Raw genomic sequence first — 20,440 nt, forward strand, 5'->3', positions numbered from 1 at the left:
CTTTGTTTCTGGGTTACAGTAAAAGTTAGAACGTATAGGTTGCTTTCACATAGTAGAAACCACCATTAATACCATATGGTGAAGTTTCATAGTATTTGCCACCCCAGTTGTTATTTGGGATACCTGTAGCGTCAAAGAAGTCTAGTTCTTCTGCATCTTGGTCAAAGATATTATTTGCACCAACAGACAGACTGATTGAATCTGTTGCAAAGTAGGTAAGCTCTGCATCAAATGTGATTGTCGCATCCGCTGTTTTTGCTGTTGCATCATAATCGACGTGAACGCCTTGGTATTCGCCAAAGTAGTTCATACGAACAAAGCCTGAGAAGTTATCCCATTGCTGAGCCCAAGTTAATGTGCCTCTGTGCTTCGGTAAGTCGTTTTCTAAACGAGATACCTTGAAGTCACCTGTGATAGCAGAGAAGCGGTCTACTTCAGTTTCATTCCAGTTGTATGCTGCACTGAATGTGGCATAGCCACCCAGCATATCCATAGAATAGTTACCAACTAAGTCGATACCTTGAGTCGTGGTATCGAAGTCGTTAGTGAAGAAGCTCACCTGCGCCAAGTTATCAACGTTAGGAACACCCGCCGCTTTAAGGGCTGCTTTGTCAGCATCACTTAAAACGATTTTTTCAGACTGGCTTAGACGGTCAGTTACTTCAATGTTGTAGTAATCTAACGTAATAAATAAGTCGCCAGAGCGATATACCGCACCTAGTGTATAACTTTCTGACTCTTCAGGAGTCAACTCAGTACCACCAAGCTGCTCTGAAACAGGGTTTGTTGGTGGTAATAGTGCTGAATCTACCAATACACCACTGCTTAAGTTTGTCTGTACGTTAGACACGTTAGCTTGACCTACCGTTGGCGCGCGGAAACCGGTACTGATTGAACCACGAACCGAGAAGTCTTCGGTAACATGATATTGACCTGTGATCTTAAAGTTTGTAGTCGAACCAAATGAATCGTAATCTTCGTAACGAAGTGCCCACCCCATCATAAAGTCTTCAGTAAATGGTGTTTCAATATCTACATAAGCGGCATAGTTACGACGAGTGTATTCTCCTGCTGCAGAAGGTTTAAATCCAGGGAAACCATTTGAACCTATCCCAAAGCCTTGCTCAGTCAGCGGTCCTGCAATAAATGATGCTTCGTCACCTGAAAGTACTTCGAATGTTTCTTCATGCCACTCAAGACCTGCTGCAACGTTTACATCGTAAGCTAGGTCAAAATCATAGCCTTTCGACACATCGAAATTAAAATTCTTTTCCAGTTGGATGTATTTACCAGGGCTGAAGTCCATTGGTGTATCAGCGCCAAGAGAGGCATTCACAGTATTAGTGATGAAATAACGTGATTCGTTACGGCCCACCGAGCCACTCAAATCCCAAAAACCGCCTTCAAGGAAACCATCTTTAAATTCCCCTTCAACACCAATAGTTAGAGAGGTATCAGTGATGTTACCACCAAAGTTTGGAGTAAAGCCGCCTGGTAAAATTTCATTAAAGGCAAAACAGTTTCTACCTAACTCTGTATCAGCCGCAATTAATTGATATGCCGGGATATTCGCTACATTTTTATCCGTTAGATTAACGACTGGACACTCAATGCCAACACCTACGCCATCTAGATCGCCTACGAGTAAGGTTTCGCCACCATCGTTAGAATAAACACCTGGACGGGTTTGAGGGTTTCGATAATAGAATCCGCCTTTAACGTCTCGCTCAGAGTAGTTACCAAACATATAGAATCGAGCATTGTCAGTGACGTCTACACCAATGTTACCAAAGATACTGATATCGTCTTTGATTTCTGGTGCACCCCAAATTTGTGCTGGGTCACCAACGCCTTCAACCCCGGCGCCAATGTATGCTGCTGCATCAGGACGTTGAACACTGCGGCTAGTCGCGTCCGCTTCTTTGTACTGAAAGCTTAAGTTAGCAAATCCATCATCCGTAAATGGCAGACCTACGTTACCTTCAATCACCGTCGTATCGCCGTCACCTTCGTAGTATTCGCCTTGACGAATAGAGAAAGAACCCCCTTCGCTCGCGTCTTTAAGTACAAAGTTCATTACACCTGCGATTGCATCTGAACCGTACTGTGCTGCTGCACCATCACGAAGTACTTCAACTTGTTTTAGTGCAATACTCGGGATCACTGAAATATCAGGGCCCTGTGCACCGTCGTTAATACCACCACCTAAAAAGGCAATCACCGATGAACGGTGGCGACGCTTACCGTTTAACAAAATCAGCGTACTATCCGCAGGCAATCCGCGTAAGTTAGCTGGCCTTACTAACGTTGCTGCATCACTGATTGGATTCGCGTGTACGTTCAAAGACGGTACCGATCCTTTCAGTAACTCGAGCATGTCAGAACCTGCCGCCTTTGACATATCTTCTGCACCGATGATGTCGATAGGTACCGGTGACTCGCCCACAGAGCGAGGCGCCGCTCGAGAACCTACAACGGCGATTTTTTCGACTTTTTCATCTGCTTTAGCTTTTGTTTGATTGGCTTCTTCAGCCATTACGGTAGTGGTAAGAAGTGAAGTAGTTGCTGCTGAAGCGAGCGCGAAGCGAATTGCACGGCGCAGCGTGTTACTTTGTAGTTTCATCCTGTTTCCCCAGTTGATTGTTGTTGTCATACCAATAAAAAAGGTCATTTATAATATTTTTACCTTTAATACACATATAATTTAATTTGCTATGTGTTGGCAAGCGCTTTTTTAAAATTAGCAGTGATTTCTGAAACTGCAACTTTCTTAATAACTTTTTGTTTAGGCTAAGAAGAATTACAAAATTTGCATGATAAGTTATTGTTGAAAATGAAATTTTGAGCACTTTAACTGCTTTTCTAGATAAACACCCAGCAGCTTAAAATTTGTTGTTACAAAATTTGGCTAGTTTACTGAAATTTCATTATTCAGTTTTTGTAGATTAATTAAACAGTATTGGATGCTAGTCTTTGTGTGGGTAATTATTGTACAGTTTTGTGTGGTAATTAGGGTTGATTTTATACTAGTCCATTGTTTTGCACACTTTACGTATAACTTTGCTCGCTAGAATAGGTAATTTGTACCAATGGCTAATAGCTAAAGTGCTAAAAATTTTGATAGACTCTGGACAACACTATCTTTGAGTTTATTAATGAAACTGATCAAAGTTGTCCATAAAGCACCGATGCGCGTTGCTCGGATCAGTAAACGCAGACAGCAAATAAGATTGCGCAGAGCAATGATTGCGCTCAAATGCGCACTAGAACAAGAGAAACAAGAAACTAAAGAAATGCTTGAGATATACAAGCGATATACTTTGGGGCGAGCGCATAAGGCTGAGCTAAAAACAGCAAACGCTCAACTAGTGGATATTCTCAAAGGGTTAGGACTGGGTGTGTTTGCAGTTTTACCTTTTGCCCCCATTACCATTCCGATAATCGTAAAGGTTGGTCAATTAGTGGGCGTGGATGTTTTGCCTAGCTCATTCAATTTGAAAAAAAAGCCAACAAAAACCAAGGAACAGTGAATTTTCTTTTTAGCCTTGGTAATCTAAGTACGAATATAATAAATTTGAGGCCTACATGAACAACCTACTCGTTCACTCTGCTATGGGTACACCCATTTCTATCTTCTCCGCTGCAGAATTAGCGTCATGGCAAGCGCAGCAGTCAAGTACGACGCAGCTTTTCGTAAAAACCGCACAACTTCAATCGCAAAAAAATATTCTTATTCCGAATGCTGATTCTGGAGAAGTTGAGCGAGTTATTGTTATTGCTGAAGACGATGATTTTTGGCTATTGGGCGATCTTGCAAAGCAATTACCAAAAGGCACTTATTTTATTGATATCGCTTCAGAGCAAGTTGAAAGCCACGCTATTGCGTTTTTACTGGGGGCGTATCAATTTTCTGCTTATAAAGAATTGCCAGCGATTGTCGCAAAGCTTGCTATCGAAGATGCAAAGGTATATGCCAAAGTAAAAGCGGCTGTCGAGTCTATTAATCTTGCAAGAGATCTTGTTAACACACCGGCTGCTGATATGATGCCTCAGCACATGGCTGAAGTAATGGAAGAACTCTCTGAGCAATATGGCGCATCATTTGAACAAATCATTGGTGATGAGTTGTTAGAGCAAAACTACCCAACGATCCACATGGTGGGCCGTGCGAGTGATAATGCTCCGCGTTTGCTTGATTTACGTTGGGGTGACGAAAACCACGCAAAACTTACTTTAGTTGGTAAAGGCGTATGTTTTGACTCTGGTGGTCTGGACTTAAAGCCAGCGTCTGGAATGCGTAATATGAAAAAAGACATGGGCGGAGCGGCTCATGTTATCGCGTTGGCTAATATGATTATGGCGGCTAAGCTGCCTGTTAGATTACGCGTACTTATCCCTGCGGTAGAAAATGCGGTGTCTCGCAATGCCTTTAGGCCAGGTGATGTGATCAAAACACGTAAAGGTATTACGGTTGAAATTGATAATACCGACGCCGAAGGACGCTTGGTTTTATGTGACGCATTGGCTGAAGCGCAAACAGAAGCGCCAGAGCTATTGATCGATTTTGCAACCTTGACAGGTGCGTGTCGCATCGCCCTTGGCACTGAACTGCCTGGTTTTTATTCTACAGATCAAGCGATTGCTTCTGAGCTAATGGAAATTGGTCTGGGTAATGCGGATCCTATTTGGCAACTGCCTTTGTTTGATCAGTATAAGGCGCTATTCAAGAGCGATATCGCAGACATTGCTAACTGTGGTTCGACGCCGTTTGGTGGCTCAATAACAGCAGCATTGTATCTAAAAGAATTTGTTGAGCCAGCCACGACACCTTGGCTACATTTTGACGTGATGGCATGGAACGTAAGAGCATTACCGGGTAGACCTGTTGGTGGTGAAGCATTGGGTCTTAGAACTATGTTTAGTTATCTTGAGAAAAAGTTTAGCTAATCGCAGAGTCTTAACTCTATTAAAAGCCCAAGCTATGTTAGCTGGGCTTTTTGTTTATCTAACAACATGATTTCATGGTAATTATACCAATTTACTTAGTTAAGTGGTCTATTTTTAGGCAAGAAAACTTGTCGATAGCCCGGCAAAAATTTTGCTATTTAGTTGTTCTAAATGATAAATTTTTAACACAGCTAGCGTCAGATATAATCCCTCAAATTGAGCAAGTATTAAGTCAAATTGGTATTAGTTTTGGATTAATTTTACTGCTTTTCAGGAATGTTTTCTAAGATCCCTTTCATTTGCTGCCAATATAGACCAACGCTTGAAATTTCTACCTTTTCCTCGGGAGAGTGTGGAAATTTGATGGTTGGACCGAAAGAAATCATATCCATGTTCGGGTAAGGTTCTTTGAACAAACCACATTCAAGGCCAGCATGAATAACCATTATATGCGGTTTTTCACCGTAGATTGATTCATACATATCACGGAAAATAGCTAATACTTCTGAGCTTGGATCAGGCTTCCAGCCTGGGTAAGCACCACTAAATTCAATATCAGCTTGCGTCAGCTCAGCCAGTGAACGCAACATACCCTCGACATCACTGCGACCAGAATCAATTAATGAACGGATCAAACATAGGACTTCTAGACTGTTATCTGTAGTAGAAATTACGCCCATATTAAGTGAGGTTTCAACAACACCAGGTATATCGTCGCTCATGCGTACAACACCATTAGGGCAAGCATTGAGAAGCGCTAATACTTTACTTTTAGAAGCTTGGCTCATTGGCAATGTGGTGCTTGTTGAAGTGCTGAGTGCAAATGTGATCCCGGTTTCTATGGCACATAACTCTTGCTTAATGATGGTTTCATAAGTTTCAATCAGCGTTTGGAACTCGCTTATTTTCGCTTCATTAAAACTAATGACTGCGTATGCTTCGCGCGGAATTGCATTACGCAGGGAGCCGCCTCTGATCTCGATAAGTCTTAGGTCAAAGTCTGCGATATGATGCTTTAAGAATCTTGCGAGCAATTTATTGGCGTTGGCGCGACCTGTGTGAATGTCAACACCAGAATGTCCGCCGCGTAAGCCTTTTAGAGACAGCTCAAAGATTTTATGGTGTTTAGGTAACGCTTCTCGCGAGAGTTGTAGAGTTAAGGATGCATCTACACCACCTGCGCAACCCATGTAGATCTCGCCTTCTTGCTCTGAATCGGTGTTAAGTAGGATTTCACCGTCTAACCAGCCAGATTGCAAACCAAACGCGCCGCTCATACCTGCTTCTTCATCAACGGTTAGTAATACTTCAAGTGGACCGTGCTTGATATCGTCAGCGTCTAAAACGGCTAAACATGAGGCCATGCCGATACCATTGTCTGCACCTAGCGTCGTGCCAGTTGCAGTTACCCAGCCATTATCAACATATGGCTTGATTGGATCAGTAACGAAGTCGTGTGCTGTATCATCATTTTTTTGTGGCACCATATCAATGTGCGCTTGCAATACAACGGGCTTACGATTTTCCATGCCACTTGTCGCAGGTTTTTTGATGAACACATTACCAGTTTCATCACGACGTACGTCTAAATTTTTGCTTTTAGCCCAGTCAACAATAAAGCTTGCTAGTGCTTCTTCGTGTTTTGAAGGATGGGGAATGGCACAAATTTGGTCAAAAAACTTCCAAATTGCTTGTGGTTCTAATTGACTGATCTCAGTATGCGCTTTGAGCACAGTAGACTCCTTGGATGAGCGATAATAATATTGCAATATTACCACCCACCCAAGGGCAAGATCGAGCATTTGACCCTAAGTTTCAGTAACTAGAGAGAGTTGGTTACTTATTGAGCTTGACTTGCGGCCACTGCTGGTGCAATCAATTCAAGGCCTGTTTTATCGCAATCAGGTAAACGTGCATCCGACACCGCAATTGGGGTCGTTCTTTCTCCCCATTTCAAATAGCTGGCAGCCCAGGTTAATCCTGCGCCAAATGCCGCCGACATAATATTAGCGTGTGGCTTAATAAGACCATTTTCGACAGCTTCACACAGTGCAATTGCAATTGTTGCAGCTGAGGTATTACCATACTTGTCGATATTAACCATGACTTTATCATCTGCAATTTCCAAGCGATTTTGGATAGCTTGAATGATACGAAGATTAGCTTGATGCGGGATAAGTACATCGATGTCTTCTAGTGATAGCTGTGCTTGGTTGAGTACATCATCACATGCTTCACTCATACCTTTTACAGCACGCTTAAAGATTTCACGTCCCTCAAAAGAGAGGTCAGAAGGTCCGGTGCCTGCACAGCGGTCCATATCAGTACCATAGTTTGGAATGTGTAATATACTTCTATCTGTGCTATCACAGCCAGTTTTGGTGCCTAATAACCCGGTTGGTTCGTCACTTGCTTCAAGCACGACAGCACCAGCACCGTCGCCAAATAATACTGCGCTGTCACGCTTTGCCCAGTTTACATACCAAGTCATACGCTCAGCTGCAACAACTACGGCTCTTTTAATCATACCGGCTTGGATCTGTGCGGTAGCATTTTGTAATGCATACAAAAAGCCTGAACAGGCTGCATTGGTATCACATGCTGCAGCACCAACAGCGCCAATATTTTTTTGTACTAAAGAAGCTGTATTTGCCACCATAGTTGACGGTGTACAGGTGGCAAGTAGCACAAGATCGATATCTTTACCTTCAAGCCCTGCACATGCCAAAGCGTGTTGACTGGCCACTGTTGCAAGCTCTGCAGTGCTAACATGGCTAACGCGTCTGGATTTGATACCTGTTCTCGTACTTATCCATTCATCATTTGTGTCAACGATAGTACTAATTTCATCATTACTGATGCTAGCTGGTGGAATACACTTTCCCCAGCCCGTAATTTTTGCATAAACCATAGTGTCTCTTAATCTAATCCGACCAGTTGGCCAATTTTTTATTTATACCAAATCCTTCACAGTATTGCCATAAAAGCGAAGCAGAGGTTCGTATTAACGCGATATAACTGACCTCGATCACACCTATTTTTGTTAGATTAGGTATAATTCTTTTATCTTAGCTTAGCTTCTTACATTTTCATGAAAATTGCGTTTTCTCCGAACTCTGCATTGGGCCAACTTTTGTTGTTGCGGTCAGTGGCAATCGCTATCCAAATTGTGATGCTAGCGATAGCGGCTGTCGTTTTTGGTAAACAATTTGATTTTGTTTCGGTAGTTGCAGTGGTAGCTGCGGAGTCGGTATTTCAGCTGTTAAGTATATACGCCTACCGTAACACAAAAGAAGCAGCGCCTATTGGTATGACAATGCAATTGTTGGCGGATATTTTGTTTCTTACTATTTTGTTGGACCTGACCGGCGGAGCAACCAATGCTTTCGTGTCCTTGTTGGTACTGCCAACGGTTATTGCAGCAGTAACGATTCCAACTATCAATATGTTGATGGTGTCGGCTGGGGCGATTGGCGCTTATCTTTATCTTTATATAAAAATGTCTCATGAACATGTCCACCACATGGACATGAGCACTCACTTGCTCGGGATGTTAGTAAACTTTACTTTCACTATCATAGTCGTTGTTACCGTCGTAAGCATATTGGTAAAGCAAAATCGAAAAAAAGAAAGGGCAATTGCTATGCTACGAGAGCAGCAACTTCAGCAAGAGCAATTAATTGCACTAGGTAGTGCGGCTGCACAAGCTACCCATCAACTCGCCACGCCAATCGCACATTTGGCTCTATTACACGAAGAGCTGGAGGAGTCGTATCCAAAAGAGGCATGTGTTCAAGAAATGTCAGAACCGCTTGGGAAATGTAAGGAGCAGCTTAATGTCTTTAGAGAATTTACTGATTATTTAAAGTCAGCGTCTAAACAAATGATAACTGTAGAGCGTCTTGCAGAGCAGTTAAAAGAATTAACGAATTTACAATTTCCACAGCAGCATTTTAGATTCGATATCACGAATGTTCAGGGGGCACTGTGCGATGATCCTATGTTGATGCCTTCGATTTTAAACCTGATTAGCAACGGTGTGCGAGCAAATGAGCAAGCAAAACAGACTGACATCGACGTGACATTTACCTCAGAGTCGACTGAACATGTGATCACCATACTTGATAGAGGTGAGGGAATTGCAGAAGAAAGGCTAGCGCAGTTAGGGCACAATGTAGTGAATAGTGAATCAGGGCTTGGCATGGCGGTACTGCTGAGTCATGCGACAATTGAACGGCTTGGTGGACATCTGCTGATTGAAAGCGACCTTACTTATGGCACTAAATGTACAGTTAAACTACCAAAGGTGAGTGATGAAGTTACTGCTTGTTGAAGATGATCTGCCTTATGCGCAGACATTAATAAGGCGCTTGGAAAAACAAGGTTTTAGTGTTGAACATGTTACTTCCATTGAAGATATGCAGGTGGCGTGTAAACAAGAGATTTTCGGCTACATATTATTGGATATGAAACTTGGCGAGGCCAACTCAATAAACTTCATAACACAAATCAAGCAGCTCAATGCAAATGCTCGCATTGTATTATTAACGGGTTATGCCAGCATTGCGACTGCGGTTGAGGCGATAAAATTGGGCGCTGACGACTACTTAACTAAACCTGCAAGTACCAGCTTGATAGTACAAACGCTATTGGGAGAGAAAGGCCAAGAAATTGTGGAAGAAGTCATGTCTCCAGAACGACTAGAGTGGGAACATATTCAGCAAGTTTTAAAGGCAAATGAAGGTAATATCTCTGAAACCGCGCGGCAACTTAACATGCACAGAAGAACGCTGCAGAGGAAATTACAAAAGAAACCTGTTTATAAGTAGGTTTTCACTTATACTCATTATTAAATAAAATGAAATATGCTGAGTTAGTCGATGATACTCTCATTTGAAGCATTAAACCTTTGGGCAATTATTCTCGCCGCTTTGTCTTCCTTTATGTTAGGTGGTATTTGGTATTCGCCTATGCTGTTTCAAAAAGCCTGGATGGAGGGATGTGGACTGACAGAGCTTGACCTACAAACGAGCGATCCCAAGATGACTTTTGGCGTCGCATTTTTGTTGTCTTTGTTATCCGCTGTGTTTATGGCGGTGATGCTTGATCTATCGCTCTCTTTGCTAGCGGCTACCGGAGTTGGGTTTGGTGTGGGGATCTTTTTCGTCGCCTGTTCACTAGGAATAAGCTATATATTTGAGCAGCGCCCGATGAAACTGTTTTTAGTCAACGGTGGCTATCATGTGTTACAGTTTACGCTCATTGCATTTGTACTCAGGATTATGAGTTAATTCGGTATGGCAAAACCCAATAAAAAAGGCCCTGTTAGAACTGTCGATATTTATTGTGCAGGATGCCGCCAGCAGCTATTTAAGTATCGTAAGGGAGGCAAGGGCAGCCTAGTTAAATGTTTTAAAGAACGGATCACCCAAGATTTTACCACCAACCAAATAAACTGCCCTCATTGTGAGCAAGAGTTTGCCCGCGATACATTAGTGAGAGGTGCGCCAGCACTGAAAATAATTGGTGGCAAGGTCACCTTCAAGTAGTCATTACTTCAATTCTTATTGCTCACTTATTGTTGTTATCAGACAAATGTCCTGTCTTGAATTTTCCAATTTGTTACTATCTCGCCGTTTGGCTTTGCTGTTTCAACGAATGAAAATGACCCTTCCCATGGAACTGGGCCAGCCTCTTGGGTCTCGCTAAATGGAAAAAACATGATCGATTTAATGTTCGATATCATCGGTATGACAGGCACTTTCTTGGTTGTTGGTGCATTCTTTATGCTACAGCTGGAAAAGGCATCTCCCGATAGTTTAACGTATAACTTAATGAATTTAAGTGGTGCGATCCTACTACTGATTAGTCTTTGTTATAACTTTAACCTTGCAAGCTTTGTGATTGAGCTATTTTGGATCGCAGCGTCTTTAATTGGTTTATTTAAATATTTCAAAGCGAGAAAGTTGGCATCGGCTTAGAGTCTAAAAGAAAAGGCTAATCAAAAACTTGCGTAGTGGCTAGGAGCAAGTATTATTAAGTTAATCATATGCTGCTACGTAGGTTAGAGTAATCTAACACTACGAGTGAAGTGTGGGAACATAGAGCTCGTATAATATGAAAAACTTAAGCGCTTTAATTAAAGTCACGCCATTATTAATTCCTTTTGCGGTAGTCGCTGAACCAGAAGCTACGGACTCCGACCTTTATCAGCTTTCATTTGAAGAGCTGTTGAATGTAAATGTCTCTATCGCAACCAAAACCGACGAAACGAGAGCATCGGTTCCCTCTAGTATTACTGTTTTTAATTCAGAGCAAATAAATAGCCTAGGTGTCGACAATGTTTATGATTTAATGAACTTCGTACCTGGCTTTCAATCTACTCGAGGCGATTGGGTAGGAGCTGTGCCAAAAGAGCATACCCGTGGTGTATACTTGGATACTGGGCACGTGTTAGTGATGATTGACGGTCAAAGGCTCAATGAGTCCTCATTTGGTAAAGCATCAGTCTACACACCCTACATTCCGATTGAGATTATCAATAAAGTTGAATTTATCCGAGGTCCTGGTTCTGCCCTCTATGGGAGTAACGCCTTTCTTGGTGTGATGAATATTATTACCAAAAAACGTAATAATCAGCTTTCTGTTGGCTATGGTGAGCATGGTAGTGCGCAAGCAGCAATTAATCTTTCAAGGCAAGTGTCGGATAAAACGCGGCTCTATGCCAATGTAGCATTTAATAAACGCTCAGGGGATAGCTATTTTGGAGGTGCTGTAAAAGACCCATTAGAATCACTTTTTGCTGTATTTGGAGGTAGCCACCAAGCGTTAACATGGCAAGTAAGGTTTAACCGTACTCAACTCGATGAGTTTTTAAATCTTTCCCGTTATTCCCCTGAAAACGAGCATAAAAGTGAGAACTATGCAGCAACATTTGAGTATCATTGGCAAGCTACTGAGCAACTAGAGTTAACGCATAAGCTAAGCTTTATTGAGCATAATATAGAAAGTGCAGGACTCATCGTTACAGCAGCAGAAATTGGTATCACGCAAGGAGGGGACTTCTTAGTTGGTCCAGCTTGGCAATCCAGAGATTTAACTTATAACTTAGATGGTGGTTATAAACAAAACGACCGGTTACAGTGGAATTTTGGCGTTGAGCTATCAAAAGAAGAACAAAGTAAAGCAGGTGTTAGAACCTCATATTACGATCAAAGTGCCGATGATATCATCATCTATAACCACACTTATTTAGGTGATATTCAAACCATATCTGATTACACCCCTTTTTATCCGTTGCGACAAGACTTTGATTCCTATGCTGGATACGTTCAAGCAAAGTATCGGTTTAGCGAGCAACTGAGTATGTTCGCGGGTGCACGATACGACGAAGTGAAAGACATAGATGATAAATTATCGCCTAGACTAGCGTTCGTTTATGGTTACGATGAGGCTAACACTTTTAAGTTGCAATATGGTGAGTCTTTTCGTACCCCTGTGAGCAACGAACTTAATTCAAACGATGATATTACATCAGGTAATTCGGAGTTAACTTCAGAATATGTAAAAACCACAGAGCTTGTTTGGCACTATCAAGATGAGTCTAAACAGTTTGATGTAGTGTTATTTGATAATGAGCTTGAAGACTTCATTAATCTAGTACCAATAGACGATGAACAAGCGGAGTTTACATTTGATAACGTCTTTGAGACGAGCATGCAGGGTATTGAAGTTAATGCTAATTTTAATCTGAGTGGCACAACTTGGATACAAGGCGCATACACCCAGTTATTTGACGAGCCATTAAATGGCAGTTTTAAAAAGTTTGCTGCACTTGCCTTTACTCATAAAAGAGAGGCGGTAGAAGTAACTTTAAATGCAATTTGGCGAGACACAACATTTATACCAGCTCCCCCTGAGTCAATTGTTGATGATTTCGAGCAGTCAAATTACTACCTCATCGGCGGCACCGTTTCTTTCAATTTGGATAATAACGCTAAAATTCAACTGAAAGCTGAAAATCTTTTTGATAAAAAATACACCGTATTTGATCCAAGATTGATTGACGGTCATGTGCCACAACAGGGCAGAAATTTAGTGATTCAGTATATTAAGAATTTTAATTAGCTGATGGGGTAGGTGTTTCTAGAATGGATGTGCCACCTACACGGTGGCACATTTTTATCACTTAAAAGAACGTATAATCAACACGTAGGCTGATTGTGCGGCCATTTAGGTAGTTAATATACTCTTGAGCTGCTGAATTATTGGCGTTTCTAGAGCGAGCACGCATATAGGTAGCAGTTTCTTTATCAAATAGGTTATTAACGAATACACTTAGTTTTAGACTATCACTTAGCTGAATACGTCCTGATAAATTAAAGACACTATATGCTGGTGTTTTGTCTTCATCACGAACATTAAAGTGTGTTTTATATTCATCATAGAAAGAGTATTCGCCTCGGATGTAAGCATCTTTACCGAACAATTGAATATTTTGATCAAGCGCTAGGTATGCATTCCATTCTGGTACCATAGTCATCTTATCACCAGCACTTGCGGAGATAGAATCATTGTCTTCTGTGATCTCTGAGCTTGTATACGACGTGTTGAATGACATCGTTAAGTCGTCAGTTAAACGAGCCGTTGACTCAAACTCAAAACCTTCAGACTTAGCTTCACCGCCGTTAGCTGTATATGAGAAACCACACGTGTCCATGTATACTGAAGTTTTAATATCAGTCCAATCGATGCGATAGATAGCGGCTGAGAAATCAACCTTTCTGTCAAGTACGCTTGCTTTCAAGCCTAACTCGTAGTTTTCGATAGCATCAGACGTGTAACGGTCTTTACGGTTTTTAGCAAGTGGATCGGCCTCACATGAAGCTGCTAATGGACCATTGTTACCACCTGGTCGATATCCTTCTGAATATAAACCATATACAGACATTTCTTCACTTGGACGGTAAGAAACACTGAACTTATAGCGGTTACCTGATTCTTCACCACTTAGATTATCTTCAGAGGTTGCCCAAATACCTTCTTGCGTGTAGTGAGAACCATCTTTAAGTTCAAAGCGGCGTACACCACCATTCACTTCAAGGCTACCGGAATCACCTAAATCAAATTCGTATGCAACATCCGCGAAGAAAGCGAGTTCTTCTGAGTAATCACGAATGTTGGTAAGGTTCCAGTTGTTTTGCGGGTTGCCAAATGTATCTTTACCAATTTGTGTCGCATCCGCACCCCACCAATTAAGTGCTAACGCAGATACTTTGTCACCTTTTTCATGATATTGGTTTTGGTAGTCTGGATCGTAGCCGTACTCAACTTCGTCATAGTAAGCGCCGATAGTCCAAGATAGAGGCGAGTTTACATCAATATTTTGGAAACGCAGTTGGTGAGTCACGCGCTCATATTTACGATGGTCAATGATCCAAGTACGGAACATATCTGAAGCATCTAAGCGACTCCATGCAGTTTGAATGCTGTCTTCTTCATAAGTACGGTGAGAGCCTGCGTAAGTTAAAGACGCAATATCTAGGAAGTTATCATCCTGAATATTTAAAGTGAAAAGGTCATTAGTGGCATCAGACCATGGGTCCATTAAGTCCCACACTTGGTATTTTTGTGGTACGCCCTTGTTAGCGATTGGCGCGTTACCCGCGTTACATTGAGGTCGCTCTGCAGTTTCAGGGCAAGAAACTTTAAAGAAGTCGACATCATACCCGTAAGCCGCTTCCTCATTGGCAGTTAAGCTGTAGTCCCAATAATAACCTGGTGTAGAACGGTCACCTGTTGTTGTACCCGTGTCGCTGAATGTCGTATGTGCGTAGCCGAGAGTAACTGAAGTTTCTGGGTCCACTTGCCATAATAGTTGGCTGCGGATAAAGCCTCGATCTGCGTTACCCTGAACACCTGTGTTCATGTTAACCATTTGGTAACGTTCATGTTCTGTATTACCACTTACACGTAGTGCTAATGTATCATCAACAAGTGGAATGTTAACACCCATTGAAATATTACGATGTAGACCATCTACATCTTTTTCACTTCCAATCTGTGTAGATGCGAAAAATTCAAACTCATCAAGTACAGGTTTTTTAGTGATGATCCTCACCGTCCCACCGATAGCATTGGAGCCATAAAGTGTACCTTGTGGTCCTCGTAAAACCTCAACTCGCTCTACGTCATTTAAGTTTTCAAAAGTGAAAGGAACATCATCGACAAAAACACTGGTTGTATCTGGAAATGCTGTGTTACCTCCACTCAGCCCACGCAAAATAAGTTGACCTCTGGGAGAAGCAGCCCCTGCAAGTGTTCTATAAAAGTCTTCTGCTGATACTAAGTTACGATCAGCGATGTCCATAGCTGAGATAGTAGAAACCTGCATTGGGATTTCTATGATGGTTTCTTCTTTACGACGAGAGGTAACGGTAATTTTTTCAATTTGTTCTTTAGCACCGTCTTCTGGTTGCTCTTCCGCGGTTGCGTAAAAGCTTGCTGATGCAGCCAGCATGCTAAGGCAGAGAGTACTCTTAGCAAATGGTATCTTCCCCAGTGGTTTCATTGTGATTTCCTTTATTGTTTTTGTGTGAAAAATGCAATAGTACCCATATCGGTACTATTGCTTATGTATCAATGAAGGGTAAAAATAATTTATTAATGTAAATTATTCAAGTTTAATGTAACTTTATTTTTGTTGTGGTGTTTTTGTTTTACTTAAGTCTATACTAATCATAAGGTTACTAATCTGAAAAATAATGCATAGAAATATGGAATTAGCCAAAAGTCTAATAAGGTTTGGAATATTTAATTCTAAGAAAACACTCGTTATCGGGGTTTCTGGCGTTCAGGGCTCTGGTAAATCAACGTTAAGCTATTCTCTTTGTAAACGGCTTAGGGAAGTTGGCATTGCCTGTAAGTGTGTGTCGCTTGATGATTTTTATTTAGACCCAGAAGAGCGGGCAGTGCTTGCTTCAAAGTTTCATCCGCTGTTTCAACAAAGAGGCTTGCCTGGTACTCATGATCTGCAACTATTACAAGGTGTTATAGACAGGTTTAAACGCGGCGAAGCATTAACTTTACCTGTATTTGATAAATCAATTGATAGGAAGTTGCCAAAATCAAAATGGCGAGAAGTTGAGGCGGGTTTACAGGTACTTATTATCGAGGGGTGGTGTATGGGAGTGGAGCCGCAGCCTAGCGATGAGTTAGCATCTCCCGTTAATCAATTTGAGCAAGAGTTTGATAAAGACGGTTCGTTTCGCTTACAAGTGAACCACATTTTATGTGAAGAGTATCAAGCTATTTTTTCACAATTAGATAGTCTCATTTATTTAAATGGAATGAGCTTCGACAGAGTATATCAGTGGCGCCTGCAACAAGAGCATATGCTCAAAGCATCGACTGGAAAGGGAATGAGTGATGAGCAAGTTAGACAATTCATTCAGCCATTTCAACGCCTTTCGGTATGGGGGATGCAAAGCTTACCAAACATCGCAGATATTGAAGTGTGTTTGGGTGAGGATAGAGCTGTGCTGCAAATAAACACTCAACTTGGTGAATAAACAAGTTGAGTGTAATTTTTACTAAAGTTGATGAATTAGGCCGCTAGCTCTTCAACACCAACGATTAACCAGGGTGCATCCCCCGTCGTTTTACGCTCTAAGTGCCATATTTCGTGGATAGGTTCTTCTTGCATGTCGCCGAGGTCACGATATTTGCCACTAAACTTAATGCTAACTTCCCAAACGTCAGGGCGTGTATCTGCACGGACTAACTCAGCATCAACAAACATCACTTCAGTGTTAACGTCGCCTTGCTGCTCTCGCTCACGTTTGAACTCTTCAACCAACTCTGGACTCAAGTATTCAGAAACCGTCGAAAAGTCGTTGTTATTCCAAGCGGTTTGAATGGTTTGATAATGCTGCCTTGCGCCTTGTAAAAAGCCGTTGATATCAAAATCTCTAGGCAGATTCATAGGCACGCTACTTGTGCCAAAACCACCGCCAATTGGTCCTTGGTTTTGAAATTGTTGTGGTGGTGGCGTATTGTTGTAGCCACCCATGTGCGGCGCACCGGCATAACTTGGCTGCTGTTTTTTTGCAAGCATGCCTTTAACCAATTTGAAGATTAAAAAGGCAGCAGCGGCAAGCAAAATCATTTCAAGGAATTGAAATCCTTCAAAATCATCGCCAAGCATTGCGGCAATTAGACCACCGGCTAGTAATCCGCCAAGTACACCGGCCATAATGCCTTTTTTACTCGACTTAGGTGTCGTAGTCGATTTTGCATTTAATGCTTGTGTATCAGTTTGCTGCTTTTGTTGGGTTGTTTGTGTTTGCTGGGTTTTTCCTGAGCTCTTACTACCAAACTTCTTTCTTGCTTCAGCATTAAAACTGGCTGTAAATAAAAAAGAAACAAGGGAAAGTAACACAATGAAATGTTTCATAAAGTTCCTATATACCAAAATAACTGCCGCCATTGTAAAGAACTAACATGGCTATTTAAATAGGTATGTACCTCAATTAAATTTGTATTTTGAGAGGTTTAGTAAGGATATTGAGACACCGCCCCAAAGAGTGGGGCGGTGGCGTTATAACCAGCGTAGTGAGCTTGTCACTTCTGATTGGAAGGTTTCAATCGGCGTACCTCGGTTTGCCACCAGTATGGTGTTGGCTTTACCATCATGAGCAATCAAGCCTTCAAAGCGGCTATCACCAAAACTATCTTTGCCGTCAATCGTACTTTGTTGACCAGCTGGCACGACAAAAACCGTGAGTGGACCAAACTCGGATTGCATAACCAGGTGAAGGCTTTTTTGGCCTTTAAAATTACAAAATGTCGCGTAAACCACTTTACCCGGTAAGTTGTCGAACTTACCCCCAAACATCGCGAGCTTCTCGTTCACGGTTTGCAGTGACACTGTTTCTTGCTTTTGCAGTGCATTTTCTTCGTAATACACATGAGCAAGCGCATGTTCACCGGTATCGACAGGGTGTCCAAAACCACCAAAGTAAAAGACCACGGCGGCAAAAAATACACTGGCGGCAATCGCAAATGGTGCAGTAGCGCGTCTAAACCAAGACATTTTCACTACTTTGTGTTCTTCCGTTTCAAGCTCCTTTTGCTTTGCAATTATCTTATCAGCCAACCCCTCAGGCACATCAATATCGAGTGATTTTCCCAAGAAATCGTCGAAAGCTTGCATTTCTTCGACCAGTGCTTGCAACTCCGGTTGCTGTTCGGCCTGTTTCTTGACCTCTTCATCATGAGGATCAGCAACTAGGCGGCGTCGAAATTCGAGTTCATCCATCAGTTTGATGCCCCCTTTATTGGTTTATATTCAGTCGTTAAAGCGTCTTTTAGCTGGTTGCGAGCACGGTATAACCTTGTCATCACCGTGTTTTTATTCAGCTCAAGTATATCGGCGATTTCATCCCCAGAGCATCCCATCACCACTTGCAGTAGCAGTGGTTCACGATATTCTGGTGCTAAGTTGGCTATTTGTCGTTGCACAACGGTTTGCTCCATTGTATCGTCCAAAGCCGAACTGGTATCGTCGACCAGCGTATCTTGTTCAACCTCCGCATAGTCAAATTGCTTGCGCTCAAAACGACGTGCATTCTCTCGTCTTAAAATAGTTAATAACCAAGGCTTTGCTGCATTTTCATCTTGCAATGAATCGAGTGCGCGCCAAGCCCGCAAAAAAGTTTCTTGTACTAAGTCTTCTGCTATTGTCGGATCGCCAGACAACCAATAAGCGAACTTATATAGCTCTTTATGGTACATCCGAACCAGTGACTCGTAGTGATGTTGTTTACTGGCCATATCTATGAGACCTATCTTTTTGCTGGTTTATTTCAACAAAAACTCATTTTATTTTAGTTGATTTTGGGAGTGTATCTGACACCAAGCATAATTGATCTGTTAATTATTTACTAACAAATCAAGTTCGTCTTGCAATAAAAAAGCGCCCTGAGGCGCTTCAGACTGTTGAAAAAGGGCTGGACACAGATCTAGCCCTTTGATCTAATAAGCGTAGTGAGTTTAGGGAGTTCACCATGCTTAAAGACAAAACCCCTCAGCAATATGAACTAGAAATGGTCGCTATCGACCAATTGGTTCCAAAAGACCATTTAGTTCGCCTGATTGACCTTGCGATTGATTTCGAATTCATCCGCGATGAAGTCGCCCATCTCTACTGTAAAAACAATGGTCGCCCAGCGGTTGACCCAGTGCGAATGTTCAAGATTTTATTTCTTGGATACCTGTTTGGCATTCAAAGCGAGCGTCGCTTGATTAAGGAAATCCAAGTCAATGTCGCATATCGTTGGTTTTTAGGTATGGGACTAACTGAAGATGTCATCCACCACTCGACGCTAAGCCAAAACCGCATAAAGCGCTTTAAAGACAGCAATATTTATCAATCCATCTTCGATAACATTGTCCGCCAAGCGATGAAACAAAAACTCATAGGTGGCTATAGCTTATTTGCTGACAGTACACACCTCAAAGCCAATGCCAATAAAAAGCGCTATGACATAGAAGACTTAAAAGTCAGTCCTTCAGTGTATGTAGAGCAATTGAACGAAGCAGTACTGCAAGACCGGGAGGATGAAGGAAAAAAGCCCCTGAAGTGTAAGGAAGAAACAACTTGCACAAAACCAACCAAAGTCAGCCGCACCGACCCAGATAGCGGGTTTATGGTACGGGATGAAAAGCCAAAAGGGTTCTTCTATCTAGACCATCGAATTGTGGATGGTAAACACGGCATTATTGTTGATACACACGCCACCGCAGGCAATGTCCATGACTCACAACCTATTATCAGTCGACTCGACAGAGCGCTCGATACCTTTGCACTCAACCCTATCGCGGTTGGGCTAGATGCAGGCTATTTTACCGCCGCGGTATGCCACAATCTGGAAGAAAGGCAATTAGTTGGCGTGCTGGGGTATCGAAGACCAAATAAAAAGAAAGGCTACTTCGCCAAACGTGAGTATCAATATCAAGCCGATACAGATACTTACCTGTGCCCGCAAGGTGAAACTCTAATCTACAAAACAACAAGCCGAACAGGCTATCGTCACTATCATTCCGACCCGAGCAAATGTGGACGCTGTCCAGTCAGAAATCAATGTACAGCCAGTAAAAATCAAACCAAAGTTATAACGCGGCATGTTTGGCAATCGAGCGTAGAAAACGCCAATGCGATTAGGCTGAGCGACTGGGGTAAAAAGCTCTATCGACGACGAGCCGAAACGGTGGAAAGAAGCTTCGCTGATGCGAAACAACATCATGGACATCGCTACTGCAGATATAGAGGTCTGTCAAAAGTGACCGCGCAGTGCTTGTTAGCAGCGGCATGTCAAAATATGAAGAAAATGGCGCTCATGGCTGCACACTAGCAAAAAACCTCGAAAACTCCCCCCTAAAAGCCCTCAAAACGATCTTGGACACACCAAATCACAATAATTAGCCTAGCCAA

At 42.2% G+C, this 20,440-nt stretch carries 17 protein-coding genes; 10 read left to right on the forward strand and 7 right to left on the reverse strand.

Annotated features, from left to right (window positions below):
• Nucleotides 1-25: 25 nt before the first annotated feature.
• Entirely contained in the window at nt 26-2,623 is a 2,598-nt protein-coding gene (locus tag PPIS_RS22925) for a TonB-dependent receptor plug domain-containing protein (RefSeq protein WP_010379225.1), read from the reverse strand.
• A 532-nt stretch (nt 2,624-3,155) separates the two neighbouring features.
• Between PPIS_RS22925 and PPIS_RS22935 the strand changes: the two genes are divergently transcribed.
• Both PPIS_RS22935 and PPIS_RS22940 read left to right on the forward strand, forming a co-directional pair.
• Complete coding sequence (locus PPIS_RS22935) at nt 3,156-3,530, forward strand: hypothetical protein (RefSeq protein ID WP_010379229.1); 375 nt, start codon at nt 3,156-3,158, stop codon at nt 3,528-3,530.
• 55 nt (nt 3,531-3,585) lie between these two features.
• Nucleotides 3,586-4,947, forward strand: coding sequence for a leucyl aminopeptidase family protein (locus tag PPIS_RS22940; protein ID WP_010379231.1), 1,362 nt, complete (start codon nt 3,586-3,588; stop codon nt 4,945-4,947).
• A 260-nt stretch (nt 4,948-5,207) separates the two neighbouring features.
• On the opposite strand, the gene PPIS_RS22945 is transcribed toward PPIS_RS22940, so the two are convergent.
• Together PPIS_RS22945 and PPIS_RS22950 are read right to left on the reverse strand one after the other, a co-directional pair.
• Nucleotides 5,208-6,680 carry an aminoacyl-histidine dipeptidase gene (locus tag PPIS_RS22945; protein ID WP_010379233.1) on the reverse strand — a complete coding sequence of 491 codons (1,473 nt, stop codon included), beginning with the start codon at nt 6,678-6,680 and terminating at the stop codon, nt 5,208-5,210.
• A 107-nt stretch (nt 6,681-6,787) separates the two neighbouring features.
• Nucleotides 6,788-7,858, reverse strand: a complete 1,071-nt coding sequence (locus PPIS_RS22950) for a ketoacyl-ACP synthase III (RefSeq protein WP_010379235.1) — start codon at nt 7,856-7,858, stop codon at nt 6,788-6,790.
• 237 nt (nt 7,859-8,095) lie between these two features.
• On the opposite strand from PPIS_RS22950, the gene PPIS_RS22955 reads away from it, so the two are divergent.
• From PPIS_RS22955 to PPIS_RS22980, 6 genes are all read left to right on the forward strand, one after another.
• A complete protein-coding gene (locus PPIS_RS22955) occupies nt 8,096-9,280 on the forward strand; it encodes a sensor histidine kinase (protein WP_248694224.1) in 1,185 nt (394 codons plus the stop codon).
• The gene (locus PPIS_RS22960; protein WP_010379240.1) at nt 9,261-9,776 is read left to right on the forward strand and encodes a response regulator transcription factor; all 516 of its coding nucleotides are present in this window, start codon (nt 9,261-9,263) and stop codon (nt 9,774-9,776) included. Before PPIS_RS22955 ends, PPIS_RS22960 begins: the two co-directional genes overlap by 20 nt.
• Nucleotides 9,777-9,827: 51 nt before the next feature.
• On the forward strand, nt 9,828-10,238 hold the full coding sequence (locus PPIS_RS22965) for a DUF1761 domain-containing protein (RefSeq protein ID WP_010379243.1): 411 nt from the start codon (nt 9,828-9,830) through the stop codon (nt 10,236-10,238).
• Nucleotides 10,239-10,244: 6 nt separating this feature from the next.
• The gene (locus PPIS_RS22970) at nt 10,245-10,496 is read left to right on the forward strand and encodes a hypothetical protein (protein ID WP_010379245.1); all 252 of its coding nucleotides are present in this window, start codon (nt 10,245-10,247) and stop codon (nt 10,494-10,496) included.
• Nucleotides 10,497-10,667: 171 nt separating this feature from the next.
• On the forward strand, nt 10,668-10,928 hold the full coding sequence (locus PPIS_RS22975; RefSeq protein WP_010379248.1) for a CBU_0592 family membrane protein: 261 nt from the start codon (nt 10,668-10,670) through the stop codon (nt 10,926-10,928).
• Nucleotides 10,929-11,064: 136 nt separating this feature from the next.
• Complete coding sequence (locus PPIS_RS22980) at nt 11,065-13,074, forward strand: TonB-dependent receptor plug domain-containing protein (protein ID WP_010379251.1); 2,010 nt, start codon at nt 11,065-11,067, stop codon at nt 13,072-13,074.
• Nucleotides 13,075-13,135: 61 nt separating this feature from the next.
• Here the strand turns inward: PPIS_RS22980 and PPIS_RS22985 are convergent, their stop codons facing one another.
• Complete coding sequence (locus PPIS_RS22985) at nt 13,136-15,517, reverse strand: TonB-dependent receptor (RefSeq protein ID WP_010379253.1); 2,382 nt, start codon at nt 15,515-15,517, stop codon at nt 13,136-13,138.
• 205 nt (nt 15,518-15,722) lie between these two features.
• Here PPIS_RS22985 and PPIS_RS22990 point away from each other — a divergent pair, with 205 nt between their 5' ends.
• Nucleotides 15,723-16,517, forward strand: coding sequence for a kinase (locus PPIS_RS22990; RefSeq protein WP_019647616.1), 795 nt, complete (start codon nt 15,723-15,725; stop codon nt 16,515-16,517).
• Between the two features lie 35 nt (nt 16,518-16,552).
• Here PPIS_RS22990 and PPIS_RS22995 read toward each other — a convergent pair whose 3' ends face one another.
• The 3 genes from PPIS_RS22995 to PPIS_RS23005 all read right to left on the reverse strand — a co-directional run bounded on the left by PPIS_RS22995 (nt 16,553) and on the right by PPIS_RS23005 (nt 18,780).
• Nucleotides 16,553-17,401, reverse strand: a complete 849-nt coding sequence (locus PPIS_RS22995) for a Tim44 domain-containing protein (RefSeq protein WP_010379257.1) — start codon at nt 17,399-17,401, stop codon at nt 16,553-16,555.
• A gap of 144 nt (nt 17,402-17,545) precedes the next feature.
• Entirely contained in the window at nt 17,546-18,265 is a 720-nt protein-coding gene (locus PPIS_RS23000) for a DUF3379 family protein (RefSeq protein ID WP_010379259.1), read from the reverse strand.
• The gene (locus PPIS_RS23005) at nt 18,265-18,780 is read right to left on the reverse strand and encodes a sigma-70 family RNA polymerase sigma factor (RefSeq protein WP_010379261.1); all 516 of its coding nucleotides are present in this window, start codon (nt 18,778-18,780) and stop codon (nt 18,265-18,267) included. Before PPIS_RS23005 ends, PPIS_RS23000 begins: the two co-directional genes overlap by 1 nt.
• Nucleotides 18,781-19,013: 233 nt before the next feature.
• Between PPIS_RS23005 and PPIS_RS23010 the strand changes: the two genes are divergently transcribed.
• Nucleotides 19,014-20,360 carry an IS1182 family transposase gene (locus PPIS_RS23010; RefSeq protein ID WP_096040876.1) on the forward strand — a complete coding sequence of 449 codons (1,347 nt, stop codon included), beginning with the start codon at nt 19,014-19,016 and terminating at the stop codon, nt 20,358-20,360.
• Nucleotides 20,361-20,440: the final 80 nt, after the last annotated feature.

Origin of the sequence: Pseudoalteromonas piscicida (assembly GCF_000238315.3) — a bacterium.
Lineage (GTDB): Bacteria > Pseudomonadota > Gammaproteobacteria > Enterobacterales > Alteromonadaceae > Pseudoalteromonas > Pseudoalteromonas piscicida.